Origin of the sequence: Pseudomonas corrugata (assembly GCF_050920615.1) — a bacterium.
In the GTDB taxonomy this organism is placed as follows: Bacteria; Pseudomonadota; Gammaproteobacteria; order Pseudomonadales; family Pseudomonadaceae; genus Aquipseudomonas; species Aquipseudomonas corrugata.
Genome location: NZ_CP130434.1, coordinates 2,489,616 through 2,506,200 on the forward strand (window position 1 = coordinate 2,489,616; position 16,585 = coordinate 2,506,200).

The window sequence follows — 16,585 nt, forward strand, 5'->3', positions numbered from 1 at the left end:
TCCTCTATCAAGAAACGGGGATGGAGTGAAACCGTGTGATGGAAAACGCATCCAGCGACGTTTTCGATTCGCCGCAACAGATGATTTCGGTGAGCGCCTGGCCCACCGCCGGGCCGATCTGGAAGCCTGCCCCGGCGAAGCCGAACGCGTGCAACAGACCGGGTTGGGTGCTGCTGTGTCCGATCACCGGCTGGCGATCGGGCAGGTAACCCTCGGTGCCGCTCCAGGTACGAATCGCCTGGGCGCCCTTCAGGAACGGATAGAGATCGACCGCCTGGCGCAGGATCTCGATCACGGCATTCTGGCCAGGCCGGGCGCGAGCGTCGTCCAGGGCGAAGCCCTGGCCGCCGCCCAGTACGCAGTTACCTCGGGCAACCTGGCGCGCGTAGATTCCACCGCCTTCCACGCCGGTGCTGGCATCCATTACCAGGGGCAAGGGCTCGGTCACCAGCATCGCCGGGTGCCCGGCGTGCATGGGCACGGTTTCACCGAACTGTGCGGCGAAATGGCTGGCCCAGGCGCCGGCGCAGTTCAGTAGCCAGGGCGCGCGGAGCATCAGGCCCGTTTCGGTCCGCACGATAAAGCGCTGGCCGTCGTGCTCCACCAGGCTGACCGGGCATTGTTCATGAACCTGAGCGCCGTGCCGACGGGCGGCGTGGGCAAAGGCCGGGGACACCAGTCGTGGATTGGCGTGCCCGTCGTCCGGGCAAAGCGAGGCCCCGACAGCCACTGCGCCCACCCAGGGGAAACGCGCGTGCAGTGTTTGACGATCCAGCAGTTGCAAGTCGAGGCCAAAGCCCTGGCTGCTGACGGCGTAGTCCTGCAACGCACGCATGTCCTCGGCGCTGCGGGCCAGTTTCAGATGGCCGCTGCGCTGGTATTCGCCGTCGATGCCGATCAGTTGGGGCAAATGGCTCCAGATTTCGTGGGCCCGTTGCGACAGGGGCAGTTGAGACAAGGGCCGCCCCTGGCGTCGCACACCGCCATAGTTCACGCCACTTGAGTGCGAGCCGCAGAAGTCCCGTTCCAGCAGGGCCACCCGACGTCCGGCTTTGCTCAGGAACAGCGCCGCCGACGAGCCGACGATGCCGCCGCCGATGATCACCACGTCGACTTCGATCATGGTTCGATCTCCAGGCCAAACGGTACGGGTTTGACCGGTGCCTGGGCCCGCAAGCGGCCGATACCGCAGATGGGCCGTCCACTTTCGCTGGCGATGATCTCCGCCGCCGCGGTGCCACACATTCTTCCCTGACAACGGCCCATGCCGACCCGGCAATGAGCCTTGACCCGGTTGATTTCCCAATGGCCTTCGCCGATCACCCGGCGGATGTCGCCGACGCTGACTTCTTCGCAACGGCAAATCGTCAATTCGTCCGCCGCGTCGGCGGCCCAGCTTTGCGGAAAGGCAAAGGCACGTTCCAGGCCTTGCCGGAAGTGGCCGATGCGCTCCAGTTCTTTCTCCAACTGGGTGCAGCGCTGCGTATCGACTCGGTAGCCGCTGTCTTCGAGCAAGGCCAGGGCGGCGCGTTCGCCGGCTTTTTCGGCTGCGTCGGCGCCCATGATTCCCGCACCGTCACCCGCGAGGTAGACACTGGTCACGCTGCTGCGGCCAGCGCTGTCCCGCTGGGGCAGCCAGGCGCGGTTGAGGGAACTCCAGGTGAATTCGCAACCCAACAGGTCGGCCAGTTGGGTTTCGCTGCGCAAGCCGTGGGCGAAGGCCACCGCGTCGCAGTCCAGGGTTTGCTCGCCTTTTGCGTTGTGCCATTTCAACGACTGCACCCGTCGTTCGCCGTCGATACGCGACAGGCTCGCGCCTTGATGCACGGCGATGCCATGTGCGGTCAGCCAGCCCCGGTAGTAGATACCCTTGGCGAGCGTGGCCGGTTGCGCCAGCAGGCCGGGCAGGGCGCGGGCCTGGGCGCCCAGGGGGGAGCTGTCGAGCACGGCGACCACGTTGGCGCCAGCCTTGGCGTATTGATAAGCCACCAGATAAAGCAACGGGCCGCTGCCGGCGAACACCACGCGCTCACCGATGGCGCAGCCCTGGAACTTCAGGGCGATCTGCGCAGCACCGAGGCTGTACACCCCCGGCAACGTCCAGCCCGGAACGGGCAGGATCCGGTCGGTGGCGCCTGTGGCGACGATCAGGCTCGAATACTCCAGCCGGGCGGCGCGCCCCGCATGCAAAGTGTCCAGCACGCCGGATTCGGCGTTCCATACCAAGGTATCGGGACGATAGTCGAGCTGGTTGCGCAGCTCATCGATGGTCTGGTGGATCGACCGGGCCTTGTGCGCTTCGAAGCCATACAGCTTGGCTGGCGAGCGTTTGAAATTGTCCGGTTGCCGCCGGTAGATCTGCCCACCACCGCGCAAGGCTTCATCCAGCAAGACAGGGTACACGCCGTGGGCGACCAGGGTCTGGGCGGCACGGATTCCGGCGGGGCCGGCGCCGATGATGGCGATTGTTTTCATGATTGCCTCATCGACAAGATCGGGGGCCATGTGGCGCTGTCGAAGGCGCTATCGCGAGCAGGCTCGCTCCCACAGTGGAGCGGTGCGGAACGCCGATTTTGTGAGCGCCGCAAAACCCCTGTGGGAGCGGGCTTGCCCGCGAAGGCGGCGGCACATTCAACGAAAGTGGCGGCAGGCAGACCGTTATCGCGACCAATGAGGGACATGTTCATACCTGGCGTCCCGGTTCGCGGGTGATCTGCTGGCCGGCTTCGAGCAGGGTGGCGCAGGCGCGGACGCGGCGGCCGTCGCCGAGGCGGACCCAGCAGTCCTGGCACGCGCCCATCAGGCAGAACCCCGCCCGCGGTTCGGCGCTGAAATCGCTGCCGCGCAGGTGTTCGCCGCAGGTCAGTACGGCGGTCAGCAGCGTGTCACCCAACAGGCCGGTGGCCGGCTGGCCGTCGAGGGTAAAATCCAGGGCCGGGCGGTCGCCTTCGGCCAGTCGTTTCAGCAGCGCCATGGTGCCCTCATTGTTTACCCACCAGAACCCGATCCAGGCCATAGACCCGGTCGAGCAGAATCATGGTCAGCGCTGTAAGCGCAATGACCAGCGCCGACACCGCCGCCATCATCGGGTCGATGGATTCGGTGGCGTACACATACATGCGCACCGGCAGGGTTTGAGTCGCCGGTGACGTGACAAAAATCGACAGCGTGACTTCATCGAAACTGTTGATGAAGGCCAGCAACCAGCCCCCGGCCACCCCCGGCAGGATCATCGGCAAGGTGATTTGCCGAAACAGTGTGAAGCGCCCGGCACCCAACGATTGCGCAGCCTGTTCGGCGCTGCGGTCCAGGCCGATGGCCGACGCCAGCACCAGGCGCAGCACATACGGAGTGATGACCAGCACGTGGGCGAAGATCAGCCAGGTGAAGTTGCCATTGACCCCCATCAGGGCAAACAACCGCAGCAACGCCACACCCAGCACCAGGTGCGGGATGATGATCGGTGACAGGAACAGGCCATTGAAAAAGTCCCGGCCGGGAAATTCGAGGCGGGTGATTGCCAGCGCCGCCGGTACCGCGATCAACGTCGCCAGCGAGGCCGCGCAGAACGCCAGGGCCAGGCTGTTATAGAACGCATCGACGAAATCCGCGCGCTCGAACACGGCGCGGAACCAGCGCAAGGAAAACTCCGTGGTCGGCAGGCTCAGGGTGTTTTCCGGCGTGAAGGCGACGAGACAGACCACCACCAGCGGCGCCAGCATGAACACCACGACCAAGGCGTGAAACAACAGGGCGAAAGGACCGTTCCTGGACATGACGAGTTACCCCAGTGACTTCTTGTAGCGGCCTTCGATCATGCGGTTCCACGACAGCATGATCAGCAGGTTGAGCAGCAGCAGCGCAATGGCGATGGTCGCGCCCATGGGCCAGTTGAGTTCCGACAGGTACTGGTCGTAGATCAGCGTGGCGACCATCTTCAAACGGCGTCCGCCGAGCAGGCCGGGAATGGCGAAGGAGCTGGCGGCCAGGCCGAACACAATCAAGGTGCCGGACAGCACGCCGGGCATGATCTGCGGCAGCACGACCTTGCGGATCACCGTGAGCTGGCTGGCCCCGAGGGACAGCGCGGCCTGTTCCGCGGCCGGGTCGAGCTTCTGCAGCGAGGTCCAGACCGGAATGATCATGAACGGCAGCATCACGTGGACCAGGGCGATGACCACGGCAAATGGGGTATAGAGCAACTTCACTGGTGAACCACCGAGCACTTGCAGCGTCTGGTTGACCAACCCGTCGGCGCCCAGCAGCAGGCTCCAGCCGAAGGCCCGGACCACCACCGAGATCAGCAACGGGGTGAGAATCAGGATCAGGAAAATCGAGCGCCATGGCGCGCCCATGCGGCTGAGCACATACGCCTCGGGCACGCCGATCAGCACGCACAACAGCGTGGTCAGGGCGCTGATCCAGAAGGTGCGAAAAAAGATCTCGTAGAAGTACGAATCGCCCAGCAGGCTGATGTAGTGATCGAGGGTGTACGCGTTGCTGTCGATGCCCGACCCGTAGTCGAAGACGTTGAACGACAGCACCAGTGTCAACCCCAGGGGAATCACCAGCAAACCCAGGTACAGGGCCAGGGCCGGTGCGGACATCAGGTAGCCTTGTCGGCCCCGGCGCATTCCGTCCAGCAGCTTCATGCCGACACCTCGTCGACACTCAGCACCCGCAGCAGCGCCGGATCCCAGTCCAGGCCCACTGCCGTGCCTTCGCTCATTGGCGCAGAGCCGTCATTTCGGCGCACCACGCAAAGCTCACCCAGGCTGGTCGAGACGCCATACAACCATTGGCTGCCGAGGAAGAAGCGGCTGACGATCGTACCCTGCAGGCGGCCCGTGCCGGCGGCGCACAGGTCGATTTTCTCCGGGCGCAGGCTCAAGGTCAGTTCGCCCTGGCCCGACTGACAGGCTTGAACGTCGCCGGCGCCGTCGCGTTCGCCGGGCAGCAGGTTGGCCTTGCCAACGAAACCGGAGATAAAGGTGGTGCGTGGGTGTTCGTAAAGGGTGTAGGGCGAGTCGATCTGGGTGATGCGCCCGGCTTGCATCACCACGACGCGGTCGCTGATGGAGAGCGCTTCGGACTGGTCATGGGTGACCATCAACGTGGTGATGCCGACTTCCCGCTGGATGCGGCGGATCTCGAATTGCATCTCTTCGCGCAGGTTGGCGTCCAGGTTGGACAGCGGTTCGTCGAGCAACAGCACCGGCGGTTCGATCACCAGCGCCCGGGCCAGTGCCACGCGCTGACGCTGGCCGCCCGAGAGTTCCCGGGGGTAACGCTCGGCATGCCGGTCCAGGCGCACCAGTTTCAGTACCCGGTCCACTCGTTGCTGGAGTTCGCTGCCCGGCACCTTGCGCATGCGCAGGCCGAAAGCGACGTTGTCGCGGACGGTCATGTGGGGGAACAGCGCGTAGCTCTGGAACACAACACCCAGGCCACGGCTGGCGGGTTTGGCGTGGGTAATATCGCGGCCGTCCAGCAGGATGCGCCCGCTGCTGACTTCGACGAAGCCGGCGATCATTTGCAGGGTGGTGGTCTTGCCGCAACCGGAAGGGCCCAGCAGCGAGACGAATTCGCCTTTCTCTACCGCGAGGTCGGTGGCAACCACGGCGTCGATGTCGCCGTAGCGTTTACTCAAGTTTTCAAGTTGCACGAAAGCCATGACTGCGCTCCACCTGAGATTGTTATGCGTCGCCGTAAGGCGCGCTTTTTTGTAAGGGCAGATACGAAGGGGTGACGCAGGACACTCGGTGCGTTGGCGCTCGATCTGGATCGGCTGCCGTTGTTGTTCGAATCGCCCCTCTATGGACGCAGAGTAGGACGAAGAATAGGATGGGCTCAATGGCCTATTTCACTGAGGCGATGACTATTTTCAGTTTCATTCGATCAGTGAATTGATGAGTGAAAAACAAGATGAATGATTCCGCTGATCGGAATACAGAAAAAAGTGAAGTAGGGGTTGGCGCTGTCTCCAGGTTATTCGCCGTGTTGCGCAGTCTGGGTGACACCACCGAAGGCGGGGAGCGGGTAACCCTACTGGCCCAGCGCATCGGCCTGTCCCAGCCGACTACCCATCGCCTGCTGCGCAGCCTGATGGATGAGGGCATGGTCGAGCAGGACGGGCGCAGTAAACGCTATCGCCTGAGCCTGGACTTTTTTGCCCTGGCCGCCCGTGCCGGGAACACCGGCAACCTGCGTGAACTGGCGCGACCGGCCATGCTGCGGCTGTCGGCGTCCCTGGGGGACTCGTTGTTCCTGCTGGCGCGTAGCGGCTTCGATGCGATCTGCCTGGACCGCAGTGAAGGGCCATTCCCGATCCGCACCTTTACCGGTGACATCGGCGGCCGGGTGGCGCTGGGCGTGGGCCAGGGCAGCCTGGCGATCCTGGCATTCCTGCCGGAAGAGGAGCGCGACACGGTGATTCATTACAACTTGCCACGGCTCAAGGACTTTCATCTGTACGACGAAGTCTTCCTGCGCTCGGAAGTGGAGAACGTGCGCAGCCTGGGCTATGCCGGACGCAACACCGGGGTGTTGCAAGGGATGGCGGGGGTGGCGGTGCCGATCCTGGATCGCGGCGGCCGTGCCGTGGCGGCCCTGAGTGTCGCCACCATCAGCGACCGTCTGGGGCCGGATCGCCTGCCGACGGTGGTGGAGATGCTCAAGCGCGAGGCGGCGTTGATCGGCCCTCGGATCAACCCATTCGACCCGCTGCTGCGCCGGCCTTCGCAGGTGTTTGGGCAGGGGTGAAGTTCGGAGTCCTTTGTGGGCGAGCCTGCTCGCGATAGCGCTGGATCAGTCTGCACCCCTGTTGAATGCGCCGCCGCCATCGCGGGCAAGCCCGGCTCCCACAGGTAGGCGTCGGACCCCGATGCTGCGGCCATCCGCAGCTCCAGTGTGGGAGCGAGCCTGCTCGCGATAGCGCTGGATCAGTCTGCACCCCTGTTGAATGCGCCGCCGTCATCGCGGGCAAGCCCGGCTCCCACAGGTAGGCGTCGGACCCCGATGCTGCGGCCATCCGCAGCTCCAGTGTGGGAGCGAGCCTGCTCGCGATAGCGCTGGATCAGTCTGCACCCCTGTTGAATGCGCCGCCGCCATCGCGGGCAAGCCCGGCTCCCACAGGTAGGCGTCGGACCCCGATGCTGCGGCCATCCGCAGCTCCAGTGTGGGAGCGAGCCTGCTCGCGATAGCGCTGGATCAGTCTGCACCCCTGTTGAATGCGCCGCCGCCATCGCGGGCAAGCCCGGCTCCCACAGGTAGGCGTCGGACCCCGATGCTGCGGCCATCCGCAGCTCCAGTGTGGGAGCGAGCCTGCTCGCGATAGCGGTGGATCAGTCTGCACCCCTGTTGAATGCGCCGCCGCCATCGCGGGCAAGCCCGGCTCCCACAGGTACGGCGTCGGACCCCGATGCTGCGGCCATCCGCAGCTCCAGTGTGGGAGCGAGCCTGCTCGCGATAGCGGTGGATCAGTCTGCACCCCTGTTGAATGCGCCGCCGCCATCGCGGGCAAGCCCGGCTCCCACAGGTAGGCGTCGGCCCCCGACGCTGCGGCCATCCGCAGCTCCAGTGTGGGAGCAGGCTCCCACAGGAGATGGCGGCGGGGTCAGAAGTCCAGGGTCTGCTTGAGTTTTTGGGCCGCCGGCATGTCACTGGGAATCACCACCGCATAGTTGTACCCCGGACCGGACCAGTATTCGGCCTGCAACTCGCCGTCACGCCGGCTGCCACGAGGCAGCAGGAAATTCCTGGGTCCCGGCGGGCGTACGTAGAAACTGATCTTCTGACCGCTTTCGTCCTGGTAGACGATCATCGCCGCCGCGCCTTGTTCGGTACTGAGCAATCGGCCGCTGACCGGCTTGAAGCCGGCACCGGAAAGATCCGGCAGACGATTGGCATGGCTGAAGTAGCGGTCGAGCCAGCCTTGCATGCTGTTTTCGTCACTTGTCTGGTAATCGGCCGGCAGGATGCCTTGCTGAGCAAACAGCCGATAGGCCTGCATGGCGTCAGCCATGGGTTGGGCGGCGCTGAGGAGGGTCATCTGACGGGCCTGCCAGCCACCGAAACCACCCACGCTGACGGCCAGCAACAGCATCGCGGCGCTGGCCAAGTGTCGGCGGGTGCGTTGCTTCAGCCGTTGGCGGATCATCGCCGGGTCGAGAGCCGGGTTGGCCGGTTGCTGCAAGGCGCCGCTCAGGGCGGTGCGCAGGCGCAACGCGTCCTGTTGCCAGGCCCGGACCCGGGCGGCGACGTCGGGGTGGCCGCCGAGGTAGGTTTCCATAAGGTGCTGGTCGGCCTCGCTTAAACGGCGATCGACGTAGGCGTGCAGGTCGCTGTCGCTGGGGGGCATGTTGATCATTTGAGTATCCGCAAGGTGGGGCGGGTGATTTCGCCTTCGCTGAGTTGGCGCAATGCCTGGCGGGCGCGGGACAGGCGTGACATCACGGTGCCGGTCGGCACGCCGAGGATGTCGGCGACTTGCTGGTAGCTCAAGCCTTCCACCGACACCCACAGCAACAGCGCTCTCTGTTCGGTGTTGAGTTGGTCGAAGGCCTGCAGGGACGACTGGGCGATCACGCTGCGCTCGGCCGAGGGGTGTGTCTCGTCGCGGCCGGTGAAAAACTCCAGCATGCGGGCGTAGCGTCGGGAACGGCGGTGGGCATCGAGAAATTGCCGGTACAGGATGGAAAACAGCCAGGCCCGCAGATCGCCGTCTGGACGCTTGTCGTTCCATTTTGACAAGGCCCGCTCCAGGCACGTTTGCACCAGGTCGTCGGCATTGCTGGGGTTGCGCGTCAGCGACAGGGCAAACCGTCGTAGCCGGGGGATGAGCATGCGCAACTGTTCGTCGAGTTCGTTCATGGGCGTTTGGCGTCCGGTGAGCCGTCGCTGAGTGAGACTGGAAAGACGATCCTCGAACGAGGTTATTCCAGCGTAGGGAAAATAAATACGAAGCTTGGGAATAAAACCTTCAGGCCTTCGTCTGACGGGTCCTTTCCTTGAATGGCCTTGAGCCTTGGAGCTTCGTCATGGTTGACCCTTCTTCTTCTCCGGACCCAGCATCGGGTCGGCCGCCGTTGAGTGCCGCCAGTCTGACACTGCGTCTGGGTGGCATTGCGGTTATTGTTGCCGCTCTGGCGGGGGCATTTGCCTACGTCAATGGCACCCTTGACCCACAGCGCCTGACGCCCAAGGCGCTGGTCAATGTGCTGGAAAAGAACAATGGAGTTCATCCGGGCTTCCGGCGCAATCACTCGAAGGGTGTCTGTGTCGCCGGTTATTTCGAAAGCAGCGGCGAGGCGCGAGCCTATTCCAGCGCCCAGGTGTTCATGGACGCACGGACGCCGGTTGTTGGACGTTTCGCCTTGCCCAGCGGCAACCCTTACGCGCCGGACGGCAGCGTACCGATCCGCAGCCTGGCGTTGCGCTTCACTCAAGCCAACGGCCAGCAATGGCGTACCGGCATGAACAGCATGCCGGTTTTCCCGGTGGGCACGCCTGAGGCGTTCTACCAACTCCAACAGGCTCAGTCACCGGATCCTGCCACGGGGAAACCGAACCCGACGGCGGTGCCGGCGTTCTTTGCCGCCCACCCGGAAGCCGTGCCGTTTCTGCAATGGATCAAGACCGCCAAGCCTTCGGCCAGTTATGCCACCGAGACCTACAACGGCATCAATGCGTTTTACCTGGTCAATCAGGCCGGGCAACGTCAGGCGGTGCGTTGGGGCGTGGTCCCGCTGACCGCGGACGCGCCGGATGCGCCACCCGCCCAGGGCGCCGACTATCTGGAGCAGGACCTGACCAAACGTCTCGCCGCCGGACCGTTGCGCTGGCGGTTGAACATCACCCTGGCCAATCCTGGCGATCCGGTGAATGACGCCAGCAAGCCCTGGCCCACGGATCGCAAGGTGCTTAACGCCGGCACGCTGGTGCTGGAGAGTGCCCAGGCGCAGGACAACGGCGACTGCCGTGACATCAACTATGACCCGCTGATCCTGCCCAGCGGTATCGAAGGTTCCGAAGACCCGCTGCTGGCCGCGCGTTCCGCCGCGTATGCCAGTTCCTATCTGCGGCGTACCAGCGAAGTGAGCCGGTTGCCCGCCACCCAGGAGTCCCGCCCATGAGCGTCCCCCGTCACTTCGCACCCTTGGCCCGGTTGCTCCACTGGTTGATGGCATTGATGATCATCGCCATGTTGTTCATTGGCGCGGGCATGGTGGCCTCGGTATCCGAGCGTCATGAGTGGCTGCTCCAGTTGCACAAACCCCTGGGCATCGCGATTCTGCTGCTGGTGATTGTGCGCCTGGCGGTGCGCTTTACCACGCGCCCACCGGCACTACCCAGGGATCTGCCTGGCTGGCAGGTGCTGGCGGCAAAGGCCTCCCATGTCCTGCTGTACGCTTTGATGTTGGTCTTGCCGCTGTTGGGCTGGGGTATGATTTCGGCGGCGGGGGATCCGGTGATGCTCAGCAGTTCGCTGCAACTGCCCTCGATCCTGCCGGCGAATGCCCAGACGTTCGCGTGGTTGCGCAAGGCCCACGGGTACTTGGCCTACCTGCTGTTCCTGACCGTACTGGTGCATTTGGCGGCAGCACTGTTTCACGGCTGGGTGCGGCGGGATGAGGTGTTGGACAGCATGTTGCGCGGGCGCGATCGGGCCTGAATCCTGCCGGCCCCTGCAGGAGCTGCCGAGTGCAACGAGGCTGCGATCTTTCCCCTGGCAATTGAGTCCAGAGATCAAAAGATCGCAGGCTTCGCCAGCTCCTACAGACCCTCACACAGGTTGATGATCAGGTCGTTGGATCAGCGCAGCTCATCGACCATATCCGCCACAGTGCTCAACACATCTTTGCCCAGTTGCATAGAGCGCTTGCCGGACCAGCCGGTCTGCGGGTTCGGGTGATCGTCGTGGTCCTTGAACGGCATTTCCAGGGTCAGGGAGAGGCAGTCGTATTTCTGGCCGACCGCGTTGCAGGCCAGGGTCATGTTCGCCTGGCCCGGTTCGTCGCGGGTGTAGCCATGGGTGGTCTGGAAGTCCTTGGTCTGGTGCTTGAGGTGGCTGCGAAAGCGCTCTTCGAGCTTGGCAAGGCGTGGTGAGTAGCCGGGGTTGCCTTCGCAACCTGCGGTGAAGACGTGGGGGATTTCCTCATCACCATGAACATCGAGGAACAGATCGACGCCGTACTTTTCCATCTGCTGCTGTACGAAGAATACCTCGGGACTGATTTCCAGGCTGGCGTCCTGCCAGGCACGGTTGAGGTCCTGGCCCATGGCGTTCGTACGCAGATGGCCATGGAACGCGCCATCCGGGTTCATGTTCGGCACCAGATAGAGATCGGCCTTGGCCAACAGGTGGTTCAGTTGGGCGTCGTCCTGATCCTGCAGGCGTTCGACCACCCCTTCCATGAACCACTCGGCCATGTGTTCGCCGGGGTGCTGCTGAGCGATGATCCAGACCTTGCGCCGGCCTTCGGCACCGCTGCCCTTGCGCAGCAACTGGATATCACGTCCCTCGACGCTTTTACCGGTGGCCAGCAACTCGGCTCCAGCCTTGTGCTGCGCCTGTTCGATCAGCCAGTCATGACGGCCACGGCTGTAGGGCTCAAAGTAGGCAAACCAGGCGTGGGGCTGTTCGGCTTCAAGGTAAAAACGCAGTGAATCGCCTTCGAACTGAGTGGGAATGCGGAACCAATTGACGTGATCGTAGGAGGCGACGGTCTGGTAACCCGTCCATGCCTTGTTGTAGGACGATTGACTGGCGTTGAGCAGGCGGAAGGAATGTTCCTGGCCAACATGCAGGCCGCTGGCCTTGAAGTGGAACCACTGGAAGTGGGGGCTGCGGGTGTCGGGGCGGATTTTCAGCAGCGTTTGCAACGGGTTGCTGATATCCACGACCTGGATGTTGCCGCTGTCGAAATTGGCGCTGATATCAAAAGACGATTTAGCCACGGTCACGATTCCTTTGAGAGGATTTCCATGGCCATTACTTTACACGCAAGGAAGGGTAGATCGGGACGATTTGCGTCATGAAACAGGGGGCGTCCTCCCTGGACGCAGAAGCAGCTTAGAGAGTCCGCATCTGATTCTCAAGTGCTGGCTGTCGTTAGTTTTGACGGGTGAGGTGCGGTAAATGAATGATCATCACCGTCGTCAAATCGGTAACAGCCACTGAAGATCTCATCAGCCTGAAGCCATAAGCCGCAAACTCGGCAAAAAAAGACCCGGCAGGAGCCGGGTCAAAAACCGTGATTAGCCTGATGAGGAGATACCCCAGAAGTCCGACCTAAGGCCTTCTGGACTATCGACTGATCTCGCGACCAGTAGCTGCAATAATAATCATTATCATTTGCAAGTCAAATGTTTTTATTGCACGCATTGGAAAATATTTCCTGACCTTGTGTAAGCGCGCGCGCACTTTGGCACCGATGAGCGCGCACTTTGGCACTCACTGGGCAGCCTAGGCCGGACGCACGGGCCGATAGGCACGATCAGGGTAGTTGGGGGCACCATCTTTCCATGCCCGAACCTGCACCCTATAGGCTCTCCATTGGTCTGCTGTCCCTGGCTCAGCGCTGGGGTCGTTATCTTCCAGCATCAGAAGCTGCTCAGCGATAAATGCCAGCTCACCTGGCGTTGCTACCGTCGGGTCACCGTCACGCCATATCGCCTCAATTGCAGCGGCCTTGGCTTGCAACGTGTCTTCAGTGATTGCCCAGGTGCCGTCAGCCTGCGCCGTGTAGTCGTCGCTGTCGGGTCTGTAGCCCTGCATTTCGATGAACCCCTCGGGACAGACGGCATCCCCAACAGATTGAAACGAATGCCCAACCATCGCGTAAACAGGCAATGTCATCCTTTGATCCTCCAAACTTGAACTCGACATTGAGCACTAGTGATGTTCGATGCGGGCTGGGTGGGGTAAGTACCGATGCCCGAAACGGCGGTGGATGTCGCCAGGCCACCGGTCCCAGTACGGACAATAATGTCCGCCACCCGGCCTGCTGCCAGTACACCGAATGTATTGTCCGTTGAGGTGCCTGGAGAGGTTACCGCCACCGTCTCCCACACACCGGAGACCAATATTTGAGGAATGCAAATCACGGGAGCGCTACCGAACGGATTTGTCTCCACATATCGAGAGTTGTTGCTGATGGATGCTGGCGAGGCCGCATTCCCACCATTCGGGTAAAGATAGGTGAATGCGATGCTGGAGGACATTTGAAGCTCACCCCAGCCAAGCCACGTGCCTGAGCCCAATTGAGCCGACCGGGTATAGATGGTTCCCACCGAGTCGTTAAACAACTGCCATCGCCCGGACGAGCTTCCCCTCTCTTGATGCAACAGCGTACCTATCGCACCAGCATAAGGCAGAGTCCCCAGCGTAGAGGCAGCCACGATGTATGGACCGTTGATCCGGAGGGCGTCTATGTCTGCCGCTGAGCGAGCAGTATCAAGATCGGACTTGCTGTAAGCGTCAACGATTCCGTAGCCTGCCAGAGTCGTCGCCTTGCTGGCCTTACCCGCTAACGCATTCGTCATCGTAGTGGCAAAGCTTGGGTCGTTGCCCAATGCAGTGGCCAACTCTTTCAACGTATCCAACGCACCCGGTGAAGAGTCTACCAAGCCCGCGACGGCGGTCTGAATGGCACTTGAAGTCTCCGTCTTGGTAAAAGCATCCGTGATGCCGTACCCGGCTACAGTGGTGGGCTTGCCGGTGATTTTTGTCCAGGTGCTCATCGCCGTTTGAAGGGCTTGTATAGCCTTGAGCACCTGCGAATCGTCGGCGGGATTCAGCGTCAGACTTGCGCCTTGAATGAGGTTCACCAGCTCGCGCTGAATCGCGTTTAGCCACGCGGCAGTAATGAGCGTGGCATTGATGCCCGAACCTGGATTGCCCTCGGTGTATTCACCGGCAGCGTTTGCTGTCGTGGTACTGCTTCCAATTTTCTGCATTAGCTGGCTCCGTAACCAAATAGCAAAATGGACTCAGCCGGTTTCATTTGGCTGAGCCTGCATTCAAGTGATTTGTTGCCCCACGATGCCAAGGGATCGCCAGCAGCAGTTCTCCCAGCAACGGCATGGCTGACCGTGACAGCCGGGGCGTTTACGCGCCAAGCGAAGCTCCAGTCGCCACCATAGATAGGGTCGCCCGCACGTGCGCGACCGGCATATGCGGGGCGGAAGGTGGTGATGGTGATGTCATAGCCAAGAGATTTTGCGAGCGCGATAAAGAAGGGCTTGCTCTGTCCACCACGCGTTCCAAGCTTGCTGACGACTGCATTTATTCGCTGCTGTGTCGATTGCTGGATGCCAACAAGGCAAGGGTCAGGCAGCGCCAGGACTCTTTCCCAGTCCGTGAGACCCGCACCAGTGTCAGGAAAGATTGCGCCATAGACCTGGTCAGTGGCCTGCTCAGCCAGCGTCAATGCAGCAGCCTCCGCTTCGATCACCCCCGAAAGCGTTTTGGCGTTGGGATCGTAGGCTTCAAGCGGGAGCAGCAGACGCAGTTGATCAGCTAGGCGAGTCATACCATTGGCACCAGGGTTATGGTGCCCGGCCTGATCCAGCCGATTAGCGAACTGTCCAGCGACGCAGCCACGTTCCCCGCAGGGGACGTCACGGCCCGATCTGAGACGCCAGGCAAGCTACTCACCATCGTTTCGATCTGAGAGCGCCGAAGCCCTTCTTTCGGCTTCAACGCCCCCAGCAGCGCGTCATAGGCGCTCTGAGCGGCAGCTTGTACGTCAGCCAATTCGTAGCCATCTTGTAGCTCGACCTGGGCAATCGAATCGACGGTTCTTAGAGTGGGCAGAAATACCAGCACGTCTGCATAGACCGAACACAAAGACTCAACGTGCGCCTGGCACGCCGCGACTACTTCAGCGGACGGTAATCCATTGCTTGCGGTGATGACGATGTCGACCGTACCGCCACCGCGACGCCTGGGCAAAACCAGCGCGTAAGCAACACCATCGACCTCTTTGGCCCATCGTGCATAGTCGTAATCCGCACCACCTACGGCCGGCTTCTGCATCACGTCCAGGAGGCGAGCCTGCAAGGATTCAACTGACTCCTGATCTTCTCCACCCGTGGTTGCAGCGGAAAAGCTGGTCGATGCGTTCATGCCCAGCGGCGGACTGGTGAGCGTGAGCGCGCCCGTAAGGTTGTTGAGTTGTGAACCCGGTGTTTCTGCTCGGACCACAGCCGAGACAACCCCTGCTGAACTCAGGGTGACGTCTTCGGTAGTCAGGAAGACTGCGCCGGTCGCAATATGGGTTAGGCGAGAGGATGCGAACAGCGTCACACCTGGCGTACCCGTTAGCGGGACCGGTCCCGTTGACGACACGGCGCCCTTTAAATAAAGCCCACGCAATCCCGCTTCATGAATGACTTCATCGTCGTCGGCTTCGTCGGGAAATATCTGCCTGTAAAGCCACGTAAGTTTCTGATAATAGCCTTCAAGCGCCGCTGCAAAGGATGCAGAACGCACGTAATTATCGCTATCAGTGCCAATGTCCGCCTCGGCATTCTGGTTACGGATATCGCGCAGGATGTTGCTCAGTATCGCGTCGTATGTCGGAACGGTGAATGCCATCAGATGACCCTTACAGGATGCTGAAAAACTTGCTCGGCGCCTGCGCTGTCGACCACTGTCACCAACAGAAGCAGCCAGCCGTTATGCGGCTGTTCAACGTCGACAGAAACGGACGCGGCTCGTCCATCATCAATCAGCGGCTGTAGAGCCTCTGTTGCATATTGCTTAGCGAGAACACCGACCCTGGACAAGTCCTTGGAGCGGCGCAGCAGGTAGAGGCGCGAGCCCAAAGTGGGATCGGCCCACCAGGAGCCGAGTGGCACGGTGAGCCGGAGATAAATGGCGTTGGCAAGCGTTTTGATACGCTTGCCGGTTAAGTCGCCTGAGATTGGGTCTATGCCTGCGTCCATGCGAGCATGATGAGGGAGTGGCGTCAGGGCTGGATTAAGCTTCCTTATAAGAATCAGAAAGCCACCCAGCTCGATTATCACATGCTGATGGTGCCGCTTGAATTGGGAGCGATGCTGCCCTGAGCGAGGATGTTGCCGCCAGCCCCGATGCTGCCGTTGGTCACGATGTTACCTTTCACTGCCAGTCCCTTTTCAATCGTTACGGTGCCGCTCGTTTCTAGCAACGGCGTTTGAAACGAGACCTTAGTGGTGGCCTTCACGATCAGAGTGTCTGTCTCCACCTCGATCACCCTACCGCGCTTGAGATGCACCTTGTCACCCTCGTCGGTGTACAGAGCGACCTCCCCGTTATTCAGCGTCAGCCGATATCGGCCATCCTCGCTGGCAACTACCACGGCATGCTGACTACTCCCACCTACCGGGATGCAGATGTATTCAGCACCAGCCAGCGGCGATGACGTAAAGCCGTAATGCTGGAACAACTCTCCCGCCACGGTCTCACCGGCCAGGCCCTGCATCTGCACTCCGATCAGTTTGCCCTGAGTCGAAGCGCTGGCCACGGCTCGAAACGCCTGGCGCACGCTACTGCGCTCGCGGGCAGCCTGCTCCCGCATCATTCGTCCTAATGTTCTCA

The 16,585-nt window shown here is 61.9% G+C and carries 18 protein-coding genes; 3 read left to right on the forward strand and 15 right to left on the reverse strand.

The genetic code is table 11. From position 1 onward, the window contains the following. Window positions 1–7: 7 nt before the first annotated feature. The 6 genes from QZH45_RS11395 to QZH45_RS11420 form a co-directional block, all read right to left on the reverse strand. On the reverse strand, window positions 8–1,123 hold the full coding sequence (locus QZH45_RS11395; protein WP_024778320.1) for an NAD(P)/FAD-dependent oxidoreductase: 1,116 nt from the start codon (window positions 1,121–1,123) through the stop codon (window positions 8–10). After that, window positions 1,120–2,475: an NAD(P)/FAD-dependent oxidoreductase gene (locus tag QZH45_RS11400; protein WP_053191501.1), complete on the reverse strand. Its 1,356-nt coding sequence runs from the start codon at window positions 2,473–2,475 to the stop codon at window positions 1,120–1,122. The genes QZH45_RS11395 and QZH45_RS11400 overlap by 4 nt, the downstream gene beginning before the upstream one ends. Before the next feature lie 208 nt (window positions 2,476–2,683). Next, window positions 2,684–2,974 (reverse strand): (2Fe-2S)-binding protein, encoded by a 291-nt coding sequence (locus QZH45_RS11405; protein ID WP_024778322.1) that lies wholly within the window; start codon window positions 2,972–2,974, stop codon window positions 2,684–2,686. A gap of 7 nt (window positions 2,975–2,981) precedes the next feature. Next, window positions 2,982–3,776: an ABC transporter permease gene (locus tag QZH45_RS11410; protein ID WP_024778323.1), complete on the reverse strand. Its 795-nt coding sequence runs from the start codon at window positions 3,774–3,776 to the stop codon at window positions 2,982–2,984. A 6-nt stretch (window positions 3,777–3,782) separates the two neighbouring features. Next, window positions 3,783–4,652, reverse strand: a complete 870-nt coding sequence (locus QZH45_RS11415) for an ABC transporter permease (RefSeq protein WP_024778324.1) — start codon at window positions 4,650–4,652, stop codon at window positions 3,783–3,785. After that, window positions 4,649–5,674, reverse strand: a complete 1,026-nt coding sequence (locus QZH45_RS11420) for an ABC transporter ATP-binding protein (protein ID WP_024778325.1) — start codon at window positions 5,672–5,674, stop codon at window positions 4,649–4,651. The genes QZH45_RS11415 and QZH45_RS11420 overlap by 4 nt, the downstream gene beginning before the upstream one ends. Before the next feature lie 251 nt (window positions 5,675–5,925). On the opposite strand from QZH45_RS11420, the gene QZH45_RS11425 reads away from it, so the two are divergent. Further along, on the forward strand, window positions 5,926–6,762 hold the full coding sequence (locus tag QZH45_RS11425) for an IclR family transcriptional regulator (RefSeq protein ID WP_024778326.1): 837 nt from the start codon (window positions 5,926–5,928) through the stop codon (window positions 6,760–6,762). 853 nt (window positions 6,763–7,615) lie between these two features. Here the strand turns inward: QZH45_RS11425 and QZH45_RS11430 are convergent. Then, window positions 7,616–8,368, reverse strand: coding sequence for an anti-sigma factor family protein (locus tag QZH45_RS11430; protein ID WP_055136105.1), 753 nt, complete (start codon window positions 8,366–8,368; stop codon window positions 7,616–7,618). Continuing rightward, window positions 8,365–8,871 carry a sigma-70 family RNA polymerase sigma factor gene (locus QZH45_RS11435; RefSeq protein ID WP_024780892.1) on the reverse strand — a complete coding sequence of 169 codons (507 nt, stop codon included), beginning with the start codon at window positions 8,869–8,871 and terminating at the stop codon, window positions 8,365–8,367. Before QZH45_RS11435 ends, QZH45_RS11430 begins: the two co-directional genes overlap by 4 nt. A gap of 167 nt (window positions 8,872–9,038) precedes the next feature. On the opposite strand from QZH45_RS11435, the gene QZH45_RS11440 reads away from it, so the two are divergent. Further along, window positions 9,039–10,133 carry a catalase family peroxidase gene (locus QZH45_RS11440; RefSeq protein WP_055136104.1) on the forward strand — a complete coding sequence of 365 codons (1,095 nt, stop codon included), beginning with the start codon at window positions 9,039–9,041 and terminating at the stop codon, window positions 10,131–10,133. After that, complete coding sequence (locus tag QZH45_RS11445) at window positions 10,130–10,672, forward strand: cytochrome b (protein WP_024780890.1); 543 nt, start codon at window positions 10,130–10,132, stop codon at window positions 10,670–10,672. The genes QZH45_RS11440 and QZH45_RS11445 overlap by 4 nt, the downstream gene beginning before the upstream one ends. Before the next feature lie 140 nt (window positions 10,673–10,812). Here QZH45_RS11445 and QZH45_RS11450 read toward each other — a convergent pair whose 3' ends face one another. From QZH45_RS11450 to QZH45_RS11480, 7 genes are all read right to left on the reverse strand, one after another. Then, window positions 10,813–11,964 carry a M14 family metallopeptidase gene (locus QZH45_RS11450; protein WP_053191508.1) on the reverse strand — a complete coding sequence of 384 codons (1,152 nt, stop codon included), beginning with the start codon at window positions 11,962–11,964 and terminating at the stop codon, window positions 10,813–10,815. Between the two features lie 502 nt (window positions 11,965–12,466). Beyond that, a complete protein-coding gene (locus QZH45_RS11455) occupies window positions 12,467–12,859 on the reverse strand; it encodes a hypothetical protein (protein WP_055134849.1) in 393 nt (130 codons plus the stop codon). Then, entirely contained in the window at window positions 12,856–13,959 is a 1,104-nt protein-coding gene (locus QZH45_RS11460; protein WP_055134848.1) for a hypothetical protein, read from the reverse strand. Before QZH45_RS11460 ends, QZH45_RS11455 begins: the two co-directional genes overlap by 4 nt. Then, complete coding sequence (locus QZH45_RS11465) at window positions 13,959–14,534, reverse strand: YmfQ family protein (RefSeq protein ID WP_055134847.1); 576 nt, start codon at window positions 14,532–14,534, stop codon at window positions 13,959–13,961. The genes QZH45_RS11460 and QZH45_RS11465 overlap by 1 nt, the downstream gene beginning before the upstream one ends. Continuing rightward, window positions 14,531–15,601 (reverse strand): baseplate J/gp47 family protein, encoded by a 1,071-nt coding sequence (locus QZH45_RS11470; RefSeq protein WP_055134846.1) that lies wholly within the window; start codon window positions 15,599–15,601, stop codon window positions 14,531–14,533. The genes QZH45_RS11465 and QZH45_RS11470 overlap by 4 nt, the downstream gene beginning before the upstream one ends. Then, window positions 15,601–15,951: a phage GP46 family protein gene (locus QZH45_RS11475; RefSeq protein WP_055134865.1), complete on the reverse strand. Its 351-nt coding sequence runs from the start codon at window positions 15,949–15,951 to the stop codon at window positions 15,601–15,603. The genes QZH45_RS11470 and QZH45_RS11475 overlap by 1 nt, the downstream gene beginning before the upstream one ends. Before the next feature lie 77 nt (window positions 15,952–16,028). Next, window positions 16,029–16,568: a phage baseplate assembly protein V gene (locus QZH45_RS11480; RefSeq protein ID WP_081036463.1), complete on the reverse strand. Its 540-nt coding sequence runs from the start codon at window positions 16,566–16,568 to the stop codon at window positions 16,029–16,031. Between the last annotated feature and the right edge of the window lie 17 nt (window positions 16,569–16,585).

Coding starts and splice junctions, on each gene's coding strand:
- QZH45_RS11395 (WP_024778320.1), bottom strand. CDS start 1,123: ATGATCGAAGTCGACGTGGTGATCATCGGCGGCGGCATCGTCGGCTCG.
- QZH45_RS11400 (WP_053191501.1), bottom strand. CDS start 2,475: ATGAAAACAATCGCCATCATCGGCGCCGGCCCCGCCGGAATCCGTGCC.
- QZH45_RS11405 (WP_024778322.1), bottom strand. CDS start 2,974: ATGGCGCTGCTGAAACGACTGGCCGAAGGCGACCGCCCGGCCCTGGAT.
- QZH45_RS11410 (WP_024778323.1), bottom strand. CDS start 3,776: ATGTCCAGGAACGGTCCTTTCGCCCTGTTGTTTCACGCCTTGGTCGTG.
- QZH45_RS11415 (WP_024778324.1), bottom strand. CDS start 4,652: ATGAAGCTGCTGGACGGAATGCGCCGGGGCCGACAAGGCTACCTGATG.
- QZH45_RS11420 (WP_024778325.1), bottom strand. CDS start 5,674: ATGGCTTTCGTGCAACTTGAAAACTTGAGTAAACGCTACGGCGACATC.
- QZH45_RS11425 (WP_024778326.1), top strand. CDS start 5,926: ATGAATGATTCCGCTGATCGGAATACAGAAAAAAGTGAAGTAGGGGTT.
- QZH45_RS11430 (WP_055136105.1), bottom strand. CDS start 8,368: ATGATCAACATGCCCCCCAGCGACAGCGACCTGCACGCCTACGTCGAT.
- QZH45_RS11435 (WP_024780892.1), bottom strand. CDS start 8,871: ATGAACGAACTCGACGAACAGTTGCGCATGCTCATCCCCCGGCTACGA.
- QZH45_RS11440 (WP_055136104.1), top strand. CDS start 9,039: ATGGTTGACCCTTCTTCTTCTCCGGACCCAGCATCGGGTCGGCCGCCG.
- QZH45_RS11445 (WP_024780890.1), top strand. CDS start 10,130: ATGAGCGTCCCCCGTCACTTCGCACCCTTGGCCCGGTTGCTCCACTGG.
- QZH45_RS11455 (WP_055134849.1), bottom strand. CDS start 12,859: ATGACATTGCCTGTTTACGCGATGGTTGGGCATTCGTTTCAATCTGTT.
- QZH45_RS11460 (WP_055134848.1), bottom strand. CDS start 13,959: ATGCAGAAAATTGGAAGCAGTACCACGACAGCAAACGCTGCCGGTGAA.
- QZH45_RS11465 (WP_055134847.1), bottom strand. CDS start 14,534: ATGACTCGCCTAGCTGATCAACTGCGTCTGCTGCTCCCGCTTGAAGCC.
- QZH45_RS11470 (WP_055134846.1), bottom strand. CDS start 15,601: ATGGCATTCACCGTTCCGACATACGACGCGATACTGAGCAACATCCTG.
- QZH45_RS11475 (WP_055134865.1), bottom strand. CDS start 15,951: ATGGACGCAGGCATAGACCCAATCTCAGGCGACTTAACCGGCAAGCGT.
- QZH45_RS11480 (WP_081036463.1), bottom strand. CDS start 16,568: ATGATGCGGGAGCAGGCTGCCCGCGAGCGCAGTAGCGTGCGCCAGGCG.